Consider the following 20,077-nt stretch of genomic DNA (forward strand, 5'->3'; position numbering starts at 1 on the left):
TTATGATTAGAAATCGAGTAATTCTTTTTCTTTTTCCGCTAACACTTCATCAACTTTTTTGATGAATTTATCGGTAATTTGTTGAATTTCCGTTTCAGCTTTGTGCTGATCGTTTTCACTGATTTCTTTGTCTTTTAGCAAAGCTTTAATTTTATCGTTCGCGTCACGGCGTACGTTACGAATCGCTACCTTACCTTGCTCGCCTTCTGATTTCACAATTTTAATCAAATCACGGCGACGTTCCTCTGTTAATGGTGGAAGTGGCACGCGAATCGTTGTACCGGCAGAAGATGGGTTCAAGCCTAAGTCAGAGGTTAAAATGGCTTTTTCTACCGCTTGAATCAATGAACGATCAAACACAGTTACCGCTAAAGTACGGGCATCTTCTGCCACCACGTTGGCTAATTGACGTAACGGTGTCGCAGAACCGTAATAATCCACTTGAATCGCATCCAACAAACTTGGTTGCGCACGGCCGGTACGAATTTTTGCAATATGGCCTTTTAACGCTTCAAGGCTTTTTTCCATGCGGTCTTGCGCATCTTTTTTAATGTCGTTAATCACGATAATTCCTTCTCTATTAAATAAATCAAACCGTTAAACTAGTCTTTTGCACAAATGAGTGTGCCTTCTTGCTCGCCGGTAATCACGCGACGTAGCGCACCCGGTTTCCCCATATTGAACACGCGAATCGGCATACCGTGATCACGAGCCAGTGTGAAAGCCGCTAAATCCATCACTTGTAATTCTTTATCAATTACTTCGGCATAAGAAAGGTGCGAATAAAGCATGGCATTTGGATTTTTTGCCGGATCGCAATCATATACACCATCCACTTTGGTTGCTTTTAACACAACATCCGCTTCAATTTCGATACCGCGTAAGCACGCAGCTGAATCCGTGGTAAAAAACGGACTGCCTGTACCACCGGAGAAAATCACAACGCGTTTTTCACGCAACATTTTGATGGCTTCAGACCAGTTGTAAGTGTCACAAATGCCGTTTAATTGAAATGCCGACATTAATTTTGCATTCACATCCGCACGGAAAAGCGAATCACGCATTGCCAAACCGTTCATGACGGTGGCAAGCATCCCCATATGGTCGCCGACCACACGGTTCATCCCAGCTTTGGCCAATTTAGCACCGCGGAATAAGTTGCCCCCACCTAAGACGACACCCACTTCAACACCCATTTCAACCAGTTCCTTGATTTCTAACGCAACTCTATCAAGAATAGACGCATCAATACCAAAACCTTCATCGCCCTGTAAGGCTTCTCCGCTTAGTTTTAACAAAATTCTTTTATAAATCGGTTGGCTCATCTTATTTCCCTTTTGTCTTCACAAAAATTGGCTCATTTTAATAGATCTTATCTACCCTGTGAAGTCAACACGTCCTTAAATAAGGAAAAAAATGACCGCACTTTTAGATGAAGTGCGGTCATTTTTAAACGCGTTTTCTGGTTATGTAAAACTCCAAAGGAGCAATGCCAGTAATTGCGGAGAAACAATACGTAAGAACATCGCCAACGGATATACTGTCGCATAAGAGAGAGAAGCTGCCCCGCTACCGTCTTTAATAGCATTAGCAAATGCTAATGCCGGTGGATCGGTCATTGAACCGGCAAGTACGCCGCAAAGGGAAAGGTAATTCAATTTGCTGTATAAACGTGCGATAACTGCGGTAATGAGTAAAGGTACTAACGTAATAACGATACCGTAACCCATCCATTCCAAGCCGCTTCCGTTTAATAAGGTGTCCATAAAACTGCCGCCGGATTTCAACCCAACCACGGCCAAGAACAAGACAATCCCTAACTCACGTAACGCCAAGTTAGCGCTTGGCGGCATAAACCAATACAGTTTACCGATCGTACCAATACGCGCCAAAATCAATGCAATGACTAATGGCCCACCTGCTAAACCTAATTTTAAGGCAACCGGAAAACTTGGAATATAAAAGGGGATAGAACCGAATAACACCCCTAAACCAATCCCAATAAACACCGGCAACATTTGCACTTGTTGCAATTTTTGCTCAGCATTACCAATCACAGAAATGGCGTTATTCATCATGTCAGTGCGACCCACCATGTGTAATACGTCACCGAATTGTAAGGTCGTATTTGCTGTTGGTACCAATTCCACACCGGCACGGTTTAAACGGGAAATCACGACACCGTATTTTTGATGAATTCCCAGCGATTTGATTTTTTTACCCAACACTTTTTCGCTGGTAACCACAACCCGCTCTGAACGAATCTCTCCGCCCTTGGTTGAAATCGGCACATCCAGCTCATCACCGATGATTAAGCACATTTTCTTCAATGCACTACCATCGCCCACTAAATGCAGCACGTCATCCAAATGGATTTCTGAGCAGGCTTTCGGCACACAAACATTGTTGCCACTTTTCAAACGGGAACACACAATGTCCCCTTCACCAAAGCCCGGAATATCGATTAGGCGTAAACCATCCAAGTTTTTATTGGTGACTTTTACGTCCATGGTGGTTAACGTTTCTTTATCTTGTCCGCTTTCATGTTGGAAATGTTGTTCTTCTTCATCTACCTTAATTTTAAAGAACAAACGCACCAACCACATGGAAAGTAAAATACCGCAGATCCCAAACGGATAGGCCATGGCATATGCCATCCCCATGGTGGAAGTGGCACTTTTTAGCCCAAGCTCCGCTAAGATTTGTTGTCCCGCCCCCAACGATGGCGTATTGGTTACCGCACCGGAATAAATTCCCAGAATAATGTCTAACGGCACATCGGCAATCTTATGAATGAGAATCACCGAAATCCCGCCAAGCAACACAATCAAAAAGGCAAAACCGTTAAGTTTTAGCCCCGAACGTCGCAAGGAAGAAAAGAAACCCGGCCCCACTTGAATCCCGATCGTATACACAAACAGAATCAAGCCAAACTCTTGCACGAAATGTAATGTGTGCGTGTCTAATGCCAACCCGTATTGATTGGTAAAATGCGCCACAATGATCCCACCAAAGAGCACCCCGCCTACACCGAAACCGACACCTTTGATCTTCCAATGACCGATCCATAAACCAATCACGGCGACTAGGGCGAGTAGGCTAATCGTAATAGCAATATCGCTCATATTTACCTCAAATAAAATTAACTGTGGCAAATTATAGCAACTTCATTTTTTTTAGGGAAAACAAACACAAAAAATGAAACCGCTATCACATTTTTTCTTGCCTAATAGGGAAATCTTTTTAAAATGAACCGCACTTTTTTATTAGCGGATCACATAATGGACTACTCTCAGGAAGCGATTACCTCCCTACTTTGGATTGCAAAAACCTTAGCAATCACGACCGTTGTTTTTAGCCTCAGTATCTTTTTGTTGGTGCGTTTCACCCACTGGGGAAAACAATTTTGGATGTTTGCCGGCGGCTACCTTTCGCCGAAACGTAGCGTTAAACCACTGTTATTTTTCGTTATGATTGTGGCCTTAACCTTGTTTAGCGTTCGTCTAGGGCTGGTACATTCCACTTGGTACAATAACATGTACACCTCACTGCAAGAGTTCAACCAGCCAGTCTTTTGGGAGCAAATGATCCTGTTTTGCTTTATCGCCGGATTTTCCGTGCTTTCTGCCTTGATCAGCTATTACATTAGCCAGCGCTTTTCCATTAATTGGATTGAATGGTTAAACCAAGAAATGTTGGAAAAATGGATGAGCCACCGCGCCTACTATAAAAGCCAATATACCGCACAGCATTTGGATAACCCCGATCAACGGATTCAACAAGACGTGCAATCCTATGTCAAAACAACGCTTTCCTTGAGTACCGGCGTCATTGATGCGGTAACCTCCATGATTTCTTACACGATTTTATTGTGGGGATTAGCTGGGCCAATGAGTTTATTCGGCGTAGAAATCCCGCACATGATGGTCTTTTTAGTGTTCGCTTATGTGATCTTCACCACACTTATCGCCTTTTGGCTTGGTAAGCCGTTAATTCGCCTCAATTTTGCTAACGAAAAATTGAACGCGAATTACCGTTATTCTTTAATCCGTGTAAAAGAATACGCCGAAAGTATTGCTTTCTACGCCGGTGAAAAAGTTGAAAAAAGCCAGCTCTACAAACAATTCCGCGCCGTTATCGATAACATGTGGGATATCGTCTTCCGAGCCTTAAAATTCTCCGGTTTTAACTTAGTGGTCAGCCAAATTTCCGTGGTGTTCCCTTTACTCATTCAAGTGGGACGCTATTTTGAAAAACAAATTAAACTGGGCGATTTGATGCAAACCTTGCAAGTCTTTGGGAAATTGCATTCCAATCTCTCTTTCTTCCGTAATACGTACGATAGCTTTGCCGAATACAAAGCCACTTTGGATCGTTTAACCGGCTTCCATTACAGCGTAGAAGCCGCACAGAAAGAAAACAAAACCCAGATTACCGATCACCCAACGGACGTTATTTTCCAACATCTGAATGTGAAATCGCCACTTGGCAAAACACTGATTAACGATCTCAATCTGACGCTACCGCAAGGGGACTCTTTGCTAATCCAAGGTCAGTCCGGAGTAGGAAAAACCACCTTGTTACGCACCGTTGCAGGTTTATGGTCGTATGCGCACGGTGAAATCTTTTGCCCGCAACAAAACAGCCTTTTCCTTTCACAACGCCCTTATTTACCTCAAGGGGATTTGCTCACCGCACTGTATTATCCCAACACCACGGAGCAAGCTGATTTGACGAAAGTAAATGACGTATTACAGCAAGTACAACTTGCCCATTTACAAGAACGTTTGGAACAAGAACAAGACTGGAGCCGCATTTTATCTCTTGGCGAACAACAACGCCTCGCCTTTGCCCGCCTGTTGCTCCAGAAACCGCAAGTCGCCTTTTTAGATGAGGCCACCGCCAGCCTGGATGAAGGACTGGAAGATGCCATGTATCGGTTAATTCGTCGGGAATTGCCGAATACCACCATCATCAGTGTCGGGCACCGTTCAACCTTAGTGCCATTACATGAAAAGCGTTTAGAATTGAGGACGGATGGGCATTGGGAATTAAGTACTCATTAGGTTTACTGTGACTTTCTTTGCTTCGCCAAAGAAAGTCACCAAAGAAAGGCGCCCCTACTTTGCTTTTTTCCCCTTGTTCTATTGAATTTGCTTGACGGAAATTTTCGAACTCGCTTCGCTCAAACAAAGCGAAAATTTCCTACAAATTCAATGCCACAAGGGCAGCAAAGAAGGGAACCCAGTCATACCACAAAGTGCGGTCACAAAATCCAACGAATTTTAAGCCTAAAACCCCATCGAGACGAACAATCGAACTTGATTCGATTGAGAGTAATTTTCAACTTATTCCTTCATAACGAAAAAAAGTAGAACTATTTATCAAATAAATTTTTCCTAGAATAAAAATTCACAGCAAAAAATAAATAAAGAACATCAATCTAACAAATACAGAAATATTAGATAATAAATCCAAAGTCATTTCTAAAATAACGCAAAAATCAACATAAAACACTAAGTAAACGTTTGACAGAAGAATTTAAATCCGTAATATGTGACACACTTTTTACAGATTTTATGCATTAGGATTTTTCATGTTTAACACTGTTTCTTTCTCCCTCAACCTGCTGCTCTCACATTCTTTGTGCGGCTAAGTTGTGGATGAAAAACAGTCAAATGTAAAACCCTTAAGATTTAAACCCGCACTCTAATTTGCGGGTTTTTTCGTTTTTGCACTTACAAAACATCTGAAAAAACGACCGCACTTTGAGTGATTGAAAGAAGGAAAATGTTATGACAGATCGCGTTATTATTTTTGATACGACCTTGCGTGATGGGGAACAAGCGTTAAAAGCAAGCCTTACCGTAAAAGAAAAATTACAAATTGCCCTTGCTTTAGAGCGCTTAGGCGTGGATGTCATGGAAGTAGGCTTTCCGGTTTCCTCGCAAGGGGATTTTGAATCCGTGCAAACTATCGCACGCCATATCAAAAATAGTCGTGTCGCGGCACTTTCCCGTGCGGTAGATAAAGACATTGATGCGGCGTATGAAGCCTTAAAAGTGGCGGAAGCTTTCCGTATTCATACCTTTATTGCCAGCTCCGCATTACACGTTGAAGCCAAATTAAAACGGACATTTGACGATGTGGTTGAAATGGCGGTGGCGGCAGTGAAACGTGCACGTAACTACACTGACGATGTGGAATTTTCTTGCGAAGATGCAGGACGCACCGGTATTGACAATATCTGCCGCATTGTGGAAGCGGCAATCAACGCCGGCGCCACCACCGTCAATATTCCCGACACCGTGGGCTACTGCTTGCCAACGGAATACGGCAACATCATCGCCCAAGTACGCAATCGCGTACCAAACATCGATAAAGCCATTATTTCCGTGCACTGCCACAACGACTTAGGCATGGCAACCGCCAACTCTTTAACCGCCGTACAAAACGGCGCGCGCCAAATTGAATGTACCATCAACGGCATCGGCGAACGTGCTGGCAACACTGCATTGGAAGAAGTGGTCATGGCGATTAAAACCCGCCAGGCACTCTTCGGTGTAGACACACGAATTAATACCCAAGAAATTCATCGTGTCAGCCAAATGGTGAGCCAGCTTTGCAATATGCCGATTCAACCGAACAAAGCCATTGTGGGTTCCAATGCTTTCGCGCACTCTTCCGGTATTCACCAAGACGGAATGTTAAAAAACAAAAACACCTACGAAATCATGTCTCCGGAAACCATCGGTTTGAAGAAAGAGAAATTGAACTTAACCGCGCGTTCCGGCCGTGCGGCGGTGAAAGGTCACATGACCGACATGGGCTACACCGAACAAGATTACGATTTGGATAAATTGTACGATTCCTTCTTAAAATTGGCGGACAAAAAAGGCCAAGTGTTCGACTATGACTTGGAAGCCTTGGCGTTCATTGATATGCAACAAGGCGATGAAGATCGTTTGGTGTTAGATAAACTTTCCGCTCACTCCACCAAGGAATATCCGGCGACTGCCTTTGTTCAATTACAATTAGACGGTGAGAAATTAAGTACTTCGTCAATCGGCGGTAACGGCCCGGTCGACGCGGTTTATAACGCCATCTTAAATTTAACCGGTTTAGAGATCAAAATGTCTCACTATAACTTAACCGCCAAAGGCGAAGGCGCAGAAGCCTTAGGTCAGGTGGATATCGTGGTGGAACACGAAGGTCGCAAATTCCATGGTGTAGGTTTAGCGACGGATATCGTTGAATCTTCCGCCCTTGCCTTAGTGCACGCCATCAATGCAATTTATCGCGCGCATAAGGTAGCAAATATTAAGAATCATAAACATCATTAATCCCTTCGTAGGGACAGGCTTTATGCCTGTCCAATATTAACGAGTAATCGGACAGGCATAAAGCCTGTCCCTACAACTAAATAACAAATAAAGGATAATTCAATATGCAATCATACAACATCGCTGTTCTACCGGGAGACGGTATTGGTCCGGAAGTGATGGCGGAAGCCATTAAAGTATTAAACAAAGTCCAAGAAAAATTTGGTTTTAAACTCAACTTCAACGAGTTTTATGTGGGTGGTGCCGCGATTGATCACTGCGGTTGCCCATTACCGCCAGAAACCTTAAAAGGTTGTGATGCTGCTGACGCGATTTTGTTTGGTTCTGTGGGTGGCCCTAAATGGACAAATTTACCTCCAGATCAACAACCAGAACGCGGTGCATTATTGCCATTGCGTAAACATTTCAAATTATTCTGCAATCTTCGTCCTGCAACCCTTTATAAAGGACTCGAAAAATTCTGTCCGTTACGAGCAGACATCGCAGCGAAAGGGTTTGATATGGTGGTTGTACGCGAATTAACGGGCGGGATTTATTTCGGTCAACCAAAAGGTCGCGAAGGCGAAGGCGCACAAACCAAAGCATTCGATACGGAAGTTTATTACAAATATGAAATCGAACGCATTGCACGTGCAGCTTTTGATGCGGCAATGAAACGTCGTAAGCACGTGACTTCTGTGGATAAAGCCAACGTATTACAAGCGTCAATCTTATGGCGTGAAACCGTGACCGAAGTGGCGAAAGACTACCCTGAAGTCACCTTAGATCATATTTATATCGACAACGCGACTATGCAGCTCATCAAAGCGCCTGAGTCTTTTGATGTGCTCCTCTGCTCTAACATTTTCGGCGATATTATTTCTGATGAAGCAGCGATGATTACGGGTTCTATGGGTATGTTGCCATCAGCCAGCTTAAATGAAGAGGGCTTTGGTTTATATGAACCGGCAGGCGGTTCTGCCCCGGATATTGCCGGCAAAGGCATTGCTAACCCAATCGCACAAATTCTTTCTGCGGCGATGATGTTGCGTTACAGCTTCAACTTAAACGAAGCGGCGGATGCCATTGAAAATGCAGTACAAAAAGTTTTAGCAAATGGTCACCGTACCGGCGATTTAGCCGATGACTCAGCCCCTGTTTCAACGGCAGAAATGGGTACATTGATTGCTGATGCAATTTAAGTCGCAATCGATAGTGCGCGTCTCCCGACGCGTGCTTATATAAATAAAATTAGGGCACGCGTCAGGAGACGCGCGCCATCAATGTGGATATTGATCGCTAACGCAATCTAATAAAAAACAATTAAAGTGCGGTTTAAAACACTGTCAAATTTAACCGCACTTACTACTCTAACGAATTGAGAAAAATTATGGCAAAAACTCTTTACGAAAAATTATTCGATGCCCACGTGGTGTACGAAGCTGAAGGCGAAACGCCGATTTTGTATATTAACCGTCATTTAATCCATGAAGTGACTAGTCCACAAGCCTTTGATGGTCTACGTGTTGCGGGTCGTCAAGTACGTCAAGTAAGTAAAACTTTCGGCACCATGGATCACAGTATTTCTACCCAAGTACGCGATGTGAACAAACTTGAAGGCCAAGCAAAAATTCAAGTATTGGAGCTTGCAAAAAACACGAAAGCGACCGGTATTCAATTATTCGACATGACCACAAAAGAACAAGGTATCGTGCATGTGATGGGGCCTGAACAAGGCTTAACTTTGCCAGGTATGACGATCGTCTGCGGTGACTCTCATACTGCAACTCACGGTGCATTCGGTGCCTTGGCATTTGGTATCGGCACCTCCGAAGTAGAACACGTATTAGCCACCCAAACTTTAAAGCAAGCCCGTGCAAAAAGCATGAAAATTGAAGTGCGCGGCAAAGTGGCGCCTGGCATTACGGCAAAAGACATTATTCTTGCTATTATCGGTAAAACAACGATGGCAGGCGGCACAGGCCATGTGGTGGAATTCTGCGGCGAGGCTATTCGTGACCTTTCCATGGAAGGCAGAATGACCGTATGTAATATGGCAATCGAAATGGGCGCGAAAGCGGGTTTAATCGCACCGGATGAAACCACTTTCGACTATTTAAAAGGTCGTCCACATGCGCCGAAAGGTAAAGATTGGGATGATGCTGTTGCTTATTGGAAAACCTTAAAATCCGATGATAATGCGAAATTTGACACGGTTATCACATTAGACGCCAAAGATATCGCACCGCAAGTCACTTGGGGCACGAATCCAGGGCAAGTGATCGGTATCGACCAACGAGTGCCGAATCCAACGGAAATGACCGATCCGGTCACTCGCGCCTCTGCTGAAAAAGCCTTGAACTATATCGGTTTAGAAGCCAACGCCAATTTAAAAGAAATCCCAGTGGATCAAGTGTTTATTGGCTCTTGCACGAATGCCCGTATCGAAGATTTACGCGCAGCGGCGGCTGTGATGAAAGGCCGTAAAAAAGCCGATAACGTAAAACGGATTTTAGTGGTGCCGGGTTCCGGTTTAGTAAAAGAACAAGCGGAAAAAGAAGGCTTGGATAAAATCTTTATCGAAGCGGGCGCTGAATGGCGTAATCCGGGCTGTTCCATGTGTTTAGGAATGAACGACGACCGCTTGGGCGAATGGGAACGTTGTGCTTCCACGTCAAACCGTAACTTTGAAGGTCGCCAAGGCCGTAATGGTCGCACTCACTTGGTGAGCCCAGCGATGGCTGCCGCAGCGGGAATGTTCGGTAAATTCGTTGATATTCGTGACGTGACATTAAATTAAGGAGCAGAAAATGGCAGGATTCAAACAACTTTCAGGCTTAGTAGTGCCATTGGATGCCGCGAATGTGGACACAGATGCGATTATTCCAAAACAATTTTTACAAGCGATTACCCGCGTAGGTTTCGGCAAACATTTATTCCACGAATGGCGTTATTTGGATGTAGAAGGCACCAAGCCGAATCCGGAATTTGTGCTGAATTACCCACAATATCAAGGCGCCACCATTTTATTGGCACGCAAAAATCTTGGTTGCGGCTCGTCCCGTGAACACGCGCCTTGGGCGCTTGCCGATTATGGTTTCAAAGTGATGATCGCACCCAGTTTTGCGGATATTTTCTATAACAACAGTTTAAACAACCACATGTTACCGATTCGTTTAAGCGAAGAGGAAGTGGAAGAAATCTTCCAATGGGTATGGGCAAATGAGGGCAAACAAATCCATGTGGATTTGGAAGCGATGACCGTCACCGTAGGCGACAAAGTGTATCACTTTGAACTCGATGAATTCCGCCGTCATTGTTTGTTAAACGGCTTGGATAATATCGGTTTAACCCTTCAACACGAAGACAAAATCGCAGAATACGAAAGCAAAATTCCGGCGTTCTTACGCTAACTTTTTATCACTCGGAAAGCAGATATTTTCTGCGTTAAAAGGCGGACAACTTGTCCGCCTTCTTTTCTCAAAAACACGTCAAAAATCGACCGCACTTTATGCGTTTTTTCTCGCCTTAACAAACAACAACACCGGGCGATGTTGTAAATCTTTAAACTCATCCTGCCATTGCGGTTGGTCTGCAAGCATTGGCTCCGCCATTTGCTCAATGTGAAAACCGGCGGAAATCAAATTGTTGATGATGGTCGCCGTGGTGCGATGATAGGTAGTGAAAGGCTGTTTAAACCAGTTGCGTTGGCGCTCGCCTTCATCCCGATAGAAATTCAGACGATAGGCGATTTGTTGTTTTTGCGCGTCTTTTTCCCAACGTTCGCCGCCTTGATAACAAGTCACAATGGGATGTTCTTGAGAGAAAATCAATTGCCCGTTTGGCGTCAGTTTGTCATAAATTTTTGCTAATAAGGCAGGAAAATCCTGTACATAATGAAAAGCAAAGGAACTGGTGATGACATCAAAATTGCTTTCGTTTAACCGTTCCAGATGTTTCATTGGGGCTTGCTCCAGTAAAAAGTGCGGTCGAAATTCTGCGAGATTTTTTGCCGCCTGCTGCAACATAGCTTGGGACAAATCTATACCGGCAACAAATGCGGCGCCCTGTTCTAAATAGAGCTTCAGATGTTCTCCGCAACCACAGCCTAAATCTAAAATACGCTTGCCTGACACGCCGCCGACTAAGCCCAACATCGTGGGCTTTTCAACGATTTCATTTAAGCTATTCGGGTTGCTGCGCAGTTTCTGATACAGTTCGAAAAAACCGTCCCTGTCATACACGCTTTGCTTATCTTGCATATTATCCTTTGAAGTCGGCAATCCAACCGAACTGTAATGCCACTTGTGCGAAGATATTCAATAATCCGAATAAAATCACGAAATACACCATGAAGTTGCCGCCATGTACACGATAGGTGGCATTCGGGAATTTTTTACGGCTGGCTTTTGCTAACAATGCCGGCACGATGGCTGCCCAAATCGTAGCAGCTAGCCCCGCGTAACCAATGGCGATAACGAAGCCGAACGGGAATTGCAAACTCAGCAATAACGGCGGCAGGAAAGTGACTAATGTCGTTTTCGTGCGTCCTAAGCGGCTATCATCGAATTTACACAAGTCAGCGATGTAATCGAATAAGCCTAAGGTGACACCAAGGAAAGAACTCGCGATGGCCATGTAGGCAAAGAAATTCAAAATAATCCCGATGTAATCCGTTTGGATGTATTTGTTCAAAGCTTCTAATAAGGCCGCTACATCACCGCCTTTGGCGATGACCGGTGCAAATTCAGCGCGCGGTAAGTTACCTTGAACGGCAAGCTGCCACAAAATATAAATAATCAACGCCAAACCGGTGCCAAGGAAAATGGATTTCACCACGCGCTTGCCATCACGATCATAGTATTTCACCAAACTCGGGACGTTGCCGTGGAAACCGAACGACACCAAACACACCGGAAGTGCGGTCAAAATATAAGGTAAATATTGCTGTTCGCCCTGCGCCACGGTGTTAAGCAATACATCGGCTTTCACCGAGCTCAACAAACCGGAGGTGGAAAGGAAGAAAGAAATGATCATCCCGGCAATTAACACCGTACTAAAACGGTCAACCGCTTTGGTAGAGAACCACACAAACGCCGCCAACACAAAACAGAAAATCAAGGAGCCTGCAGTGCGCCCCACTTCCACGTTTTCACCTAACTGATTCAGGAAACTTTCCGTGATGCTACCGCCGGAAGTGATATAAGCATAAGTGAGAATGTAAAGTACAAAGGCGACAGACAAACCATTAATCACATTCCAGCCTTTGCCTAATAAATCCGTTACGATGGTGTCGAAACTGGCACCAGTCGGATAATGTAAATTGGCTTCTAAAATCATTAAGCCCGACGTGGTCATACAAAACCAGGTGTAAATCAGAATCGCAATTGAACCGAAAAACCAAACACCGGCAGTAGATGTTGGGTTGGCAAGCATACCGGCACCAATTGCCGTACCTGCAATAATCATCGCGCCACCGAGTAAAGAAGGGCGTTTTTGTGTTGTCATTGTAAAATCCTCTCTCAAAATTTTTGGACTATTATAATAGTACAGTAACAAAAGACAACCGGATTTTATTATGTCGTTTTCCCTCAACTCGACAAATGAAGCCGATTACCGCTATAATTGCAACGTTTATTTAACTCACAAGAAGGAATAACAAATGGGCTTAGAAAGCGTACCAGCAGGTAAAGAATTACCAGATGACATCTATGTTGTTATTGAAATCCCTGCAAACTCTGATCCAATCAAATACGAAGTAGACAAAGAAACCGGCACATTATTTGTAGACCGTTTCATGGCAACCGCCATGTTCTATCCGGCAAACTACGGTTATGTGAACAACACCTTATCTTCTGACGGCGACCCGGTTGACGTGTTAGTGCCAACACCGTATCCGTTACAACCTGGCTCCGTTATTCGTTGCCGTCCGGTAGGCGTGTTGAAAATGACCGATGAAGCCGGTGGCGATGCGAAAGTGGTTGCGGTACCACACACTAAATTAAGCAAAGAATACGACCACATCAAAGACGTGGGCGATTTACCGGAATTATTAAAAGCACAAATTAAACACTTCTTCGAAAGCTACAAAGCGTTAGAAGCAGGTAAATGGGTGAAAGTAGAAGGATGGGAAGGCGTTGACGCAGCGCGTAAAGAAATCCTTGATTCATTTGAGCGTGCAAAAAAATAATCAAAAATCACCAAAAAACAGGCCGCATCTTTAAAAAGTGCGGTCTTTTTTACACACAAATCCACGAGGGAAAATCTATGTTCAAATTTGGTAAAACATTAGCATTCGTCTCCATCATCGGTATTTTAAGTGCTTGTGCCGATTCTGCTTCAATCAACCAACAAGCGGCAATGGGCTATCGTCAAATGATCTCCGAGGCAAAAGCGAAGGGGCAATTAGACACCCAATCCCGCACCGCTCAACGAGTACACAAAATTTTCAACAAAATGGCGCCTTATGCCAATGCGGAAAATCACACCGGTCAGCCGTTTAACTGGCAAATCGAAGTGATTAAATCGAAAGAACTTAATGCTTGGGCAATGCCGGGCGGAAAAATGGCGTTTTATACCGGTTTAGTAGAAAGCTTGAATCTCACGGATGATGAAATCGCGACAGTGATGGGGCATGAAATGGCTCACGCCTTAAAAGAACATGGTAAAAAGAAAGCCAATATGGGGCAATTCACTGACGTACTTGCCGGCGTTGCACACGTTGCATTATCCACTCAGATCGGTTCTGACGGAAGCGCTGTTGTCGTTGGCTTAACCAAAGACTGGGCGTTAGATAAACCGTATTCTCGCAGTGCTGAAACAGAAGCGGATGAAGTCGGTTTATTATTAATGGCAAAATCCGGTTACAATCCACAAGCAGCACCGGGATTATGGGACAAAATGCAACAAGCGTCTAAAGGTTCACAAAGTGTGTTGGATAAACTCAGCTCAACCCACCCAAGCGACAAAGATCGCCAAGAAAACTTATTACGCCTCATGCCGGAAGCAATGGCGCTCTATCAGAAAAGCAAACACAGCTAATTTTCTGCATTAAGAGGAAATAAAAAGTGCGGTCAAAAATTTATTTATTTTTTGACCGCACTTTTATTTGTAAGAAAGAAATTATCTCAGATTGAAACTGATCGGCACCGTAATACTGGAAGAAACACCTGCAGGACGAGGGCCGATAGAACGAGCACTTGCTACGGCTTTTAATGCCGCGCTATCCAAATCCTCAACACCGGAGCTTTTTACTACACTAGCACCGCTGATACTACCATCAGCTGCAATTGAGAAGGACACGGTGACAACACCTTGTTTACGCATCATTTGTGCACGTGCCGGATAACGTTTATGTTTTTCAATCTCACGTCGAACGGCTGACAAATAAGCATCTCTCTCACTGCCGCCCACGCCATTACCGACCAAATTCGGATTCGTCGTATTTGCCGGACCAGTAGTGGTTGCCTTAGAGTTAACAGACGCATTGGATTCAACAGTTCGATCACCTACCACAGCATCTGTTTTTGGTTTCGGTTTATCCTTTGGCTTCTCTTTTGGCTTTTCTTTCGGTTTCTCTTTCGGTTTCTCTTTCGGCTTTTCAGGTTCTTTTGGTTTCTCAACCTTAGGTGGTTCCGGTTTTACTGTCGGATCTTCCACCATCTCCTGTTTTTCCGGCTCCGGTGCTTTTTCCACCACCGGTGGCGTATCGGCTTCTACCATTGCCATAAGCATTTCCATAGAAATACTGGTAGAAATTTCGCCGGTTGCGCTATTTGCCGTTGTATCTGTTTTCGTTAAATGGCTCCAAAACAACGTAAAGACAATAATGGCATGAATAACAACAGACAACAGGAAACTTAACAGCGAACGTTTGGCATTCTGCATTCAGACTCTCCTACTGCGCTGCCGATTTTGTTTCTGCATTGCCCGTTTGGGGAGCGGCAGGTGTTGCCGACGGAGCATCTGTCGATTTTGATTTTTCGCCGCCTTTAGTTGCCACAATCGCAACATCTTTAATCTCATTTTTTGCCAATAAATCAGTTACTGACACGAAATCTTGGAAAGTAGCACCCGCATCAATTTTCAATGTTACTTTTTGCGATTTATCCCATGCGGCAATTTCTGTTTCTAACGATTCTAAGCTGGTCGGTTTGTCATTAAAGAACACTTCCCCTTCAGCAGTCACCGTCAATAATTTCGCCAACTCACTGGATTTAAATGCCACAGAAGAACTGGCTTTCGGCACATTCACTTGGATTTTCCCTTGAGAAATGAAAGACGCCGTAATCAATACGATGGCAAGCAACACCAACATAATATCAATGAACGGGATAATGTTGATTTCATCAAACTTTTTCACGGTGATTCCTTATGCTTCGGTATCTTCTTTATTCTTTTGAGAATGTAATACTTTCCATTTCAAACGGTTAACTTCTACTTTACGACCTAAGGCGTTATAGAAAATCATGGAAGGAATTGCCACAAGAATCCCAAGTGCGGTCGCTTTTAGCGCTAAAGATAAGTGCATCATGATTTCGCCGGCATTGACATCACCGCCGGATTGACCAATTTGGTAGAACGTTAAAAGGATCCCAATTACCGTCCCCAATAACCCCACGTAAGGCGCATTCGCACCAACGGTGGAAATCACAGTAAGGTTGCGATTTAAATCAATTTCAAGAGCGTGAATCGTAGAATATTGGTTGACTTTAACACGAGATAAGAAGAAGAAACGCTCGATTACCATGGCGAGCATTAAGACGCTCATAAATAACAATAAACCGATGATGATGTAATCACTGTAATTGTGTAAAAATTCAAAAATTTGTGGCATTTGTTTTCCCTTAGACGAGGTGCTTAAAATATAAAAAGAAGGAGATAAATCACACTCCTTTTACAACTGATAATGAATCGCATTAATTATAAGAATCTTCCATCGTTTGTAAATTAAAATTTAGCAATAAAAAAAGCGATGAAGACACTTCATCGCTTTAATTTGATTTAAGTCACATTTTAGAGCTTAACTACTTTAGCTTGTTTAATCATGTTGTCACTCACTTCCAAAATAGTCACCCGCAAGCCATTCACTTCACAGACGGTGCCTTCTTCAGGAATTTCTTCCAAATGCTCCAAGATCAAACCGTTAAATGTACGCGCATCTTCGGTGTCCAAATTCCAATTAAACATTTTATTTAAATCGCGCAAATTGGCAGAACCTTCAATAATCATCGAACCATCAGATTGCTGTACAACTTCTTCATCAATTGTCGGCGCATTAGATGTGGTGAAATCCCCCACGATTTCTTCCAAAATATCTTCCAAGGTAACCAAACCTTTAATATCACCGTATTCGTCCACCACTAAACCGATACGCTCTTTTTTATTACGGAAATTAGCTAATTGCGTCTTTAAAGCCGTTCCTTCAGGAATGAAATACACTTCATCAGCAGCACGAATCAACGTTTCTTTGGTGAATTCATTTTTTTCCAGCAACAAACGGAACGCTTCGCGAACACGCAAAATACCTAGCACGTTTTCGTCCATACTGCCTTTATACAACACCACACGGTTATGTGCCGCATGATTGAGCTGGCGCATGATAGATTTCCAGTCATCATCAATATCAATGCCGCCGATTTCATTGCGTGGCACCATGATGTCATCCACGGTAACGGTTTCCATATCCAAAATAGACAGCAACATTTGCGGATGTTGCTCATCCGGTGTCGCTTCTCCCGCTTCGGAAACGATGCTGCGCAATTCTTCGCGGCTAATGACTTGTTTCTTCAGATCCGGTTTTAAGCCCACTAAACGCATTAAAAATTTGGTGAACACATTCATCACCCAAACTAAAGGAGCAAAAACCTTCAGCAATGGGGTTAATAGATGGCTCGAGGTCAACCCCACTTTTTCCGGGTGCATCGCTGCCACAGTTTTTGGGAAAATTTCAGAGAAAATCAACATCACGAACGTTAATGCACCGGTGGCAATCGCCACACCGGCATCGCCATATAATCGCATCCCAATCACGGTCGCAATCGCCGAGGCACTAATATTCACAAGGTTATTAAAGATAAGAATAAAACTCAGTAGTTTGTCCGGTTTAGCAAGCAACATCTCCGCTTTTTTTGCGCCTTTATTGCCCTGCTCTGCTAAAAAACGCAGGCGATATTTATTTAAAGAAAGCAAACCTGTTTCAGAACCGGAAAAATAGGCAGAAAGGACTAAACAGGCAATTAAAATGATAAATAACGTACTAAGGGGAATACTGTCCAAAGTGAAATCCTTAACATTGACTTAAAAATAAAAAAGGCGGGAAAAACTCACCGCACTTTTTTCTCATTTACTGATATTACACAATCAGACGACTACCGAAATAAGCAATCGTGAGCAAAATCATACCTGAAATTGCATAAATAATCATCTTTTTTCCACGCCAGCGGTAGTGCTTATAGCCTAAAATCGCAATGCCGAATACAATCCAGCCGAATAACGAAAATAAACCTTTATGAATATTATCCGGCGTCATAGCGTTAACCAAATGAAAGGTGCCGGAGATGAGGGTGAATGTCATCAATACTTCACCACTGACCAATAAACGGAAAAAATGACGTTCTACCGTCATGAGTGGCGGCACCATTGGTGAAAAAGTCATCTTTTTGCTTTTCAAACGACGATCAAGCCAGACCAACTGAATCGCATACAGGGTCGCGATGCAGCACACGGCATAAGCAAAAATCGATAAGCCGATATGAAAAAGCATAGACGTATTTTGGTTCAATAATTGAATAATGTGGCTTGGAAGAAAAGTGGCATAAATCAAATTAATAATGGAAAAACAATAAACAATCGGTAACACAAACCACATAGTGTTGACGCGCAACATAGCTAACGTGGCAAGTATGGCGATCATGACACTCATCAATGAAGCTACTTCCATAATGCTGAAATTCTGCCCTTCTGCCAAGTTTCCCAATAGTGGGAAAGTGCTAATAAGATGAAAAACCACCGCCAAAAGTGCGGTCAAAAAAAACTGTGTTTTTTTAGTTTTAACATCGGCTCCCGCCACTTGCGAGGTTAATAAAATCGGCGCAATGCGTAACACACTGATGAGGTAAAAAAGAATTGATAAAACAGCAAACCACATAATTATTCTTCCTTTGTTTTGTTGGCGTTTTATTCTAACGAGATCAAGCTAAAATCGCCACGACTTTATTTGACGTGAAAATGCGCGGAATTTCAGTATAATGAACGGCATTTTACCGATGATACCTTTCCGATTTAACCACAGGAAATATTATGTTTGAGAATTTATCCGATCGTCTTTCCAAAACCTTACGCAATATCAGCGGTCGAGGTCGTTTAACTGAAGATAACATTAAAGAAACCTTGCGCGAAGTTCGCATGGCATTGTTAGAAGCCGATGTAGCATTGCCGGTCGTGCGCGATTTTATTAATAATGTAAAAGAACGTGCCATTGGAGTAGAAGTCAATAAAAGCCTCACGCCGGGACAAGAATTCGTCAAAATCGTCCAAGCGGAATTAGAAGCGGCAATGGGTGAAGCCAACGAAAGTTTAAATCTGGCTACCCAACCGCCTGCCGTGATTTTAATGGCGGGTCTGCAAGGGGCGGGGAAAACCACCAGCGTGGGTAAACTGGCCAAATTTCTGCGTGAACGTCATAAGAAAAAAGTGCTTGTTGTTTCTGCCGACGTCTATCGTCCGGCGGCGATCAAACAATTAGAAACCCTCGCACAAGGGGTTAATGTCGATTTCTTCCCGTCAGATGTGAAACAAAAGCCGGTAGATATTGCGAAAGCTGCTTTAGCAGATGCGAAATTAAAATTCTATGATGTGCTGATCGTGGATACCGCCGGTCGTTTGCACGTTGATAGTGAAATGATGGATGAAATCAAGCAGGTTCACGCAGCGTTAAATCCAATTGAAACACTCTTCACCGTGGATGCCATGACCGGTCAAGATGCGGCAAATACAGCAAAAGCCTTTAATGAGGCTTTGCCCCTTACCGGTGTCATTCTCACCAAAGTGGATGGCGATGCTCGTGGCGGTGCCGCATTATCTATTCGTCAAATTACCGGCAAGCCAATTAAATTCCTCGGGGTGGGGGAAAAAACCGATGCGTTAGAGCCATTCCACCCGGATCGTGTGGCGTCGCGCATTCTTGGCATGGGTGATGTACTTTCTTTGATTGAAGATTTAGAGCGTTCCGTTGACCGTGAAAAAGCGGAGAAAATGGCGCAAAAATTCAAAAAAGGCGACGATTTCACCTTAGAAGATTTCCGCGAACAATTACGCGAAATGAAAAAAATGGGCGGCATGATGTCCATGTTGGAAAAATTACCGGGCGCGAAAAACCTACCGGATCATGTGAAAAATCAGGTGGACGACAAAATGTTCAACAAACTCGAAGCCATCATCAATTCCATGACCTTAAAAGAACGCGCGAATCCGGACATCATCAAAGGTTCTCGCCGTCGTCGCATTGCTCTTGGTTCCGGCACGCAGGTGCAAGATGTAAACAAGCTACTCAAACAATTTGATGAAATGCAACGCATGATGAAGAAAATGCGTAAAGGCGGCATGGCAAAAATGATGCGCGGCATGCAAGGCTTAATGGGCGGCGGGCTCGGCGGATTAGGCGGAATGTTTAGACGTTAACTCAGACGAAAAGAAAAAGCCATCTAAAGGAAGATGGCTTTTTTATTAACAAATAATTTAAGAAACCAAAGTGC

At 43.7% G+C, this 20,077-nt stretch carries 18 protein-coding genes; 8 read left to right on the forward strand and 10 right to left on the reverse strand.

What is annotated here, in order from left to right; genetic code table 11:
- Positions 1-6: 6 nt before the first annotated feature.
- The 3 genes from frr to LQ983_RS03930 form a co-directional block, all read right to left on the reverse strand.
- On the reverse strand, positions 7-564 hold the full coding sequence (gene frr / locus LQ983_RS03920) for a ribosome recycling factor (RefSeq protein ID WP_006716863.1): 558 nt from the start codon (positions 562-564) through the stop codon (positions 7-9).
- 38 nt (positions 565-602) lie between these two features.
- A complete protein-coding gene (gene pyrH, locus LQ983_RS03925) occupies positions 603-1,325 on the reverse strand; it encodes a UMP kinase (protein ID WP_111295686.1) in 723 nt (240 codons plus the stop codon).
- Positions 1,326-1,466: 141 nt separating this feature from the next.
- Positions 1,467-3,125: a putative transporter gene (locus LQ983_RS03930; RefSeq protein WP_230621735.1), complete on the reverse strand. Its 1,659-nt coding sequence runs from the start codon at positions 3,123-3,125 to the stop codon at positions 1,467-1,469.
- A gap of 156 nt (positions 3,126-3,281) precedes the next feature.
- Between LQ983_RS03930 and LQ983_RS03935 the strand changes: the two genes are divergently transcribed.
- From LQ983_RS03935 to leuD, 5 genes are all read left to right on the forward strand, one after another.
- The gene (locus LQ983_RS03935) at positions 3,282-5,066 is read left to right on the forward strand and encodes an ABC transporter ATP-binding protein/permease (RefSeq protein WP_230621736.1); all 1,785 of its coding nucleotides are present in this window, start codon (positions 3,282-3,284) and stop codon (positions 5,064-5,066) included.
- Positions 5,067-5,795: 729 nt separating this feature from the next.
- Positions 5,796-7,343, forward strand: coding sequence for a 2-isopropylmalate synthase (gene leuA / locus LQ983_RS03940; RefSeq protein WP_109427305.1), 1,548 nt, complete (start codon positions 5,796-5,798; stop codon positions 7,341-7,343).
- 104 nt (positions 7,344-7,447) lie between these two features.
- A complete protein-coding gene (gene leuB / locus LQ983_RS03945; RefSeq protein ID WP_230621737.1) occupies positions 7,448-8,524 on the forward strand; it encodes a 3-isopropylmalate dehydrogenase in 1,077 nt (358 codons plus the stop codon).
- Between the two features lie 188 nt (positions 8,525-8,712).
- Positions 8,713-10,122 (forward strand): 3-isopropylmalate dehydratase large subunit, encoded by a 1,410-nt coding sequence (gene leuC / locus LQ983_RS03950; RefSeq protein WP_111295680.1) that lies wholly within the window; start codon positions 8,713-8,715, stop codon positions 10,120-10,122.
- 10 nt (positions 10,123-10,132) lie between these two features.
- The gene (gene leuD / locus LQ983_RS03955; protein WP_111295678.1) at positions 10,133-10,735 is read left to right on the forward strand and encodes a 3-isopropylmalate dehydratase small subunit; all 603 of its coding nucleotides are present in this window, start codon (positions 10,133-10,135) and stop codon (positions 10,733-10,735) included.
- A 96-nt stretch (positions 10,736-10,831) separates the two neighbouring features.
- Here leuD and LQ983_RS03960 read toward each other — a convergent pair whose 3' ends face one another.
- On the reverse strand, positions 10,832-11,584 hold the full coding sequence (locus LQ983_RS03960; RefSeq protein ID WP_111295676.1) for a trans-aconitate 2-methyltransferase: 753 nt from the start codon (positions 11,582-11,584) through the stop codon (positions 10,832-10,834).
- A gap of 1 nt (position 11,585) precedes the next feature.
- Positions 11,586-12,830, reverse strand: coding sequence for a tryptophan permease (gene mtr, locus LQ983_RS03965; protein ID WP_230621738.1), 1,245 nt, complete (start codon positions 12,828-12,830; stop codon positions 11,586-11,588).
- A gap of 154 nt (positions 12,831-12,984) precedes the next feature.
- Here mtr and ppa point away from each other — a divergent pair, with 154 nt between their 5' ends.
- Entirely contained in the window at positions 12,985-13,512 is a 528-nt protein-coding gene (ppa, locus tag LQ983_RS03970; protein ID WP_006716839.1) for an inorganic diphosphatase, read from the forward strand.
- A 77-nt stretch (positions 13,513-13,589) separates the two neighbouring features.
- Positions 13,590-14,363: a M48 family metallopeptidase gene (locus LQ983_RS03975; protein ID WP_230621739.1), complete on the forward strand. Its 774-nt coding sequence runs from the start codon at positions 13,590-13,592 to the stop codon at positions 14,361-14,363.
- Between the two features lie 81 nt (positions 14,364-14,444).
- Here the strand turns inward: LQ983_RS03975 and LQ983_RS03980 are convergent, their stop codons facing one another.
- The 5 genes from LQ983_RS03980 to LQ983_RS04000 form a co-directional block, all read right to left on the reverse strand.
- Positions 14,445-15,209, reverse strand: a complete 765-nt coding sequence (locus LQ983_RS03980; RefSeq protein ID WP_230621740.1) for an energy transducer TonB — start codon at positions 15,207-15,209, stop codon at positions 14,445-14,447.
- 10 nt (positions 15,210-15,219) lie between these two features.
- Positions 15,220-15,684: a TonB system transport protein ExbD gene (gene exbD / locus LQ983_RS03985; protein WP_109432654.1), complete on the reverse strand. Its 465-nt coding sequence runs from the start codon at positions 15,682-15,684 to the stop codon at positions 15,220-15,222.
- 9 nt (positions 15,685-15,693) lie between these two features.
- A complete protein-coding gene (gene exbB / locus LQ983_RS03990; RefSeq protein ID WP_006716834.1) occupies positions 15,694-16,158 on the reverse strand; it encodes a TonB-system energizer ExbB in 465 nt (154 codons plus the stop codon).
- Positions 16,159-16,337: 179 nt separating this feature from the next.
- Positions 16,338-17,600 carry an HlyC/CorC family transporter gene (locus tag LQ983_RS03995; protein WP_111306088.1) on the reverse strand — a complete coding sequence of 421 codons (1,263 nt, stop codon included), beginning with the start codon at positions 17,598-17,600 and terminating at the stop codon, positions 16,338-16,340.
- Between the two features lie 76 nt (positions 17,601-17,676).
- Positions 17,677-18,471, reverse strand: a complete 795-nt coding sequence (locus LQ983_RS04000) for an inner membrane protein YpjD (RefSeq protein WP_048750000.1) — start codon at positions 18,469-18,471, stop codon at positions 17,677-17,679.
- 152 nt (positions 18,472-18,623) lie between these two features.
- On the opposite strand from LQ983_RS04000, the gene ffh reads away from it, so the two are divergent.
- Positions 18,624-20,003: a signal recognition particle protein gene (gene ffh / locus LQ983_RS04005; RefSeq protein WP_111295664.1), complete on the forward strand. Its 1,380-nt coding sequence runs from the start codon at positions 18,624-18,626 to the stop codon at positions 20,001-20,003.
- Positions 20,004-20,077: the final 74 nt, after the last annotated feature.

The organism is Aggregatibacter sp. Marseille-P9115 (assembly GCF_920939465.1).
GTDB lineage: Bacteria > Pseudomonadota > Gammaproteobacteria > Enterobacterales > Pasteurellaceae > Aggregatibacter > Aggregatibacter segnis_B.

Excerpts from the sequence above, each read along its gene's own strand:
- ppa (WP_006716839.1), top strand. The coding sequence starts at position 12,985 with ATGGGCTTAGAAAGCGTACCAGCAGGTAAAGAATTACCAGATGACATC.
- LQ983_RS04000 (WP_048750000.1), bottom strand. The coding sequence starts at position 18,471 with ATGTGGTTTGCTGTTTTATCAATTCTTTTTTACCTCATCAGTGTGTTA.
- pyrH (WP_111295686.1), bottom strand. The coding sequence starts at position 1,325 with ATGAGCCAACCGATTTATAAAAGAATTTTGTTAAAACTAAGCGGAGAA.
- LQ983_RS03935 (WP_230621736.1), top strand. The coding sequence starts at position 3,282 with ATGGACTACTCTCAGGAAGCGATTACCTCCCTACTTTGGATTGCAAAA.
- leuC (WP_111295680.1), top strand. The coding sequence starts at position 8,713 with ATGGCAAAAACTCTTTACGAAAAATTATTCGATGCCCACGTGGTGTAC.
- ffh (WP_111295664.1), top strand. The coding sequence starts at position 18,624 with ATGTTTGAGAATTTATCCGATCGTCTTTCCAAAACCTTACGCAATATC.
- leuA (WP_109427305.1), top strand. The coding sequence starts at position 5,796 with ATGACAGATCGCGTTATTATTTTTGATACGACCTTGCGTGATGGGGAA.
- LQ983_RS03930 (WP_230621735.1), bottom strand. The coding sequence starts at position 3,125 with ATGAGCGATATTGCTATTACGATTAGCCTACTCGCCCTAGTCGCCGTG.
- LQ983_RS03980 (WP_230621740.1), bottom strand. The coding sequence starts at position 15,209 with ATGCAGAATGCCAAACGTTCGCTGTTAAGTTTCCTGTTGTCTGTTGTT.
- exbB (WP_006716834.1), bottom strand. The coding sequence starts at position 16,158 with ATGCCACAAATTTTTGAATTTTTACACAATTACAGTGATTACATCATC.
- leuD (WP_111295678.1), top strand. The coding sequence starts at position 10,133 with ATGGCAGGATTCAAACAACTTTCAGGCTTAGTAGTGCCATTGGATGCC.
- LQ983_RS03975 (WP_230621739.1), top strand. The coding sequence starts at position 13,590 with ATGTTCAAATTTGGTAAAACATTAGCATTCGTCTCCATCATCGGTATT.
- mtr (WP_230621738.1), bottom strand. The coding sequence starts at position 12,830 with ATGACAACACAAAAACGCCCTTCTTTACTCGGTGGCGCGATGATTATT.
- leuB (WP_230621737.1), top strand. The coding sequence starts at position 7,448 with ATGCAATCATACAACATCGCTGTTCTACCGGGAGACGGTATTGGTCCG.
- LQ983_RS03960 (WP_111295676.1), bottom strand. The coding sequence starts at position 11,584 with ATGCAAGATAAGCAAAGCGTGTATGACAGGGACGGTTTTTTCGAACTG.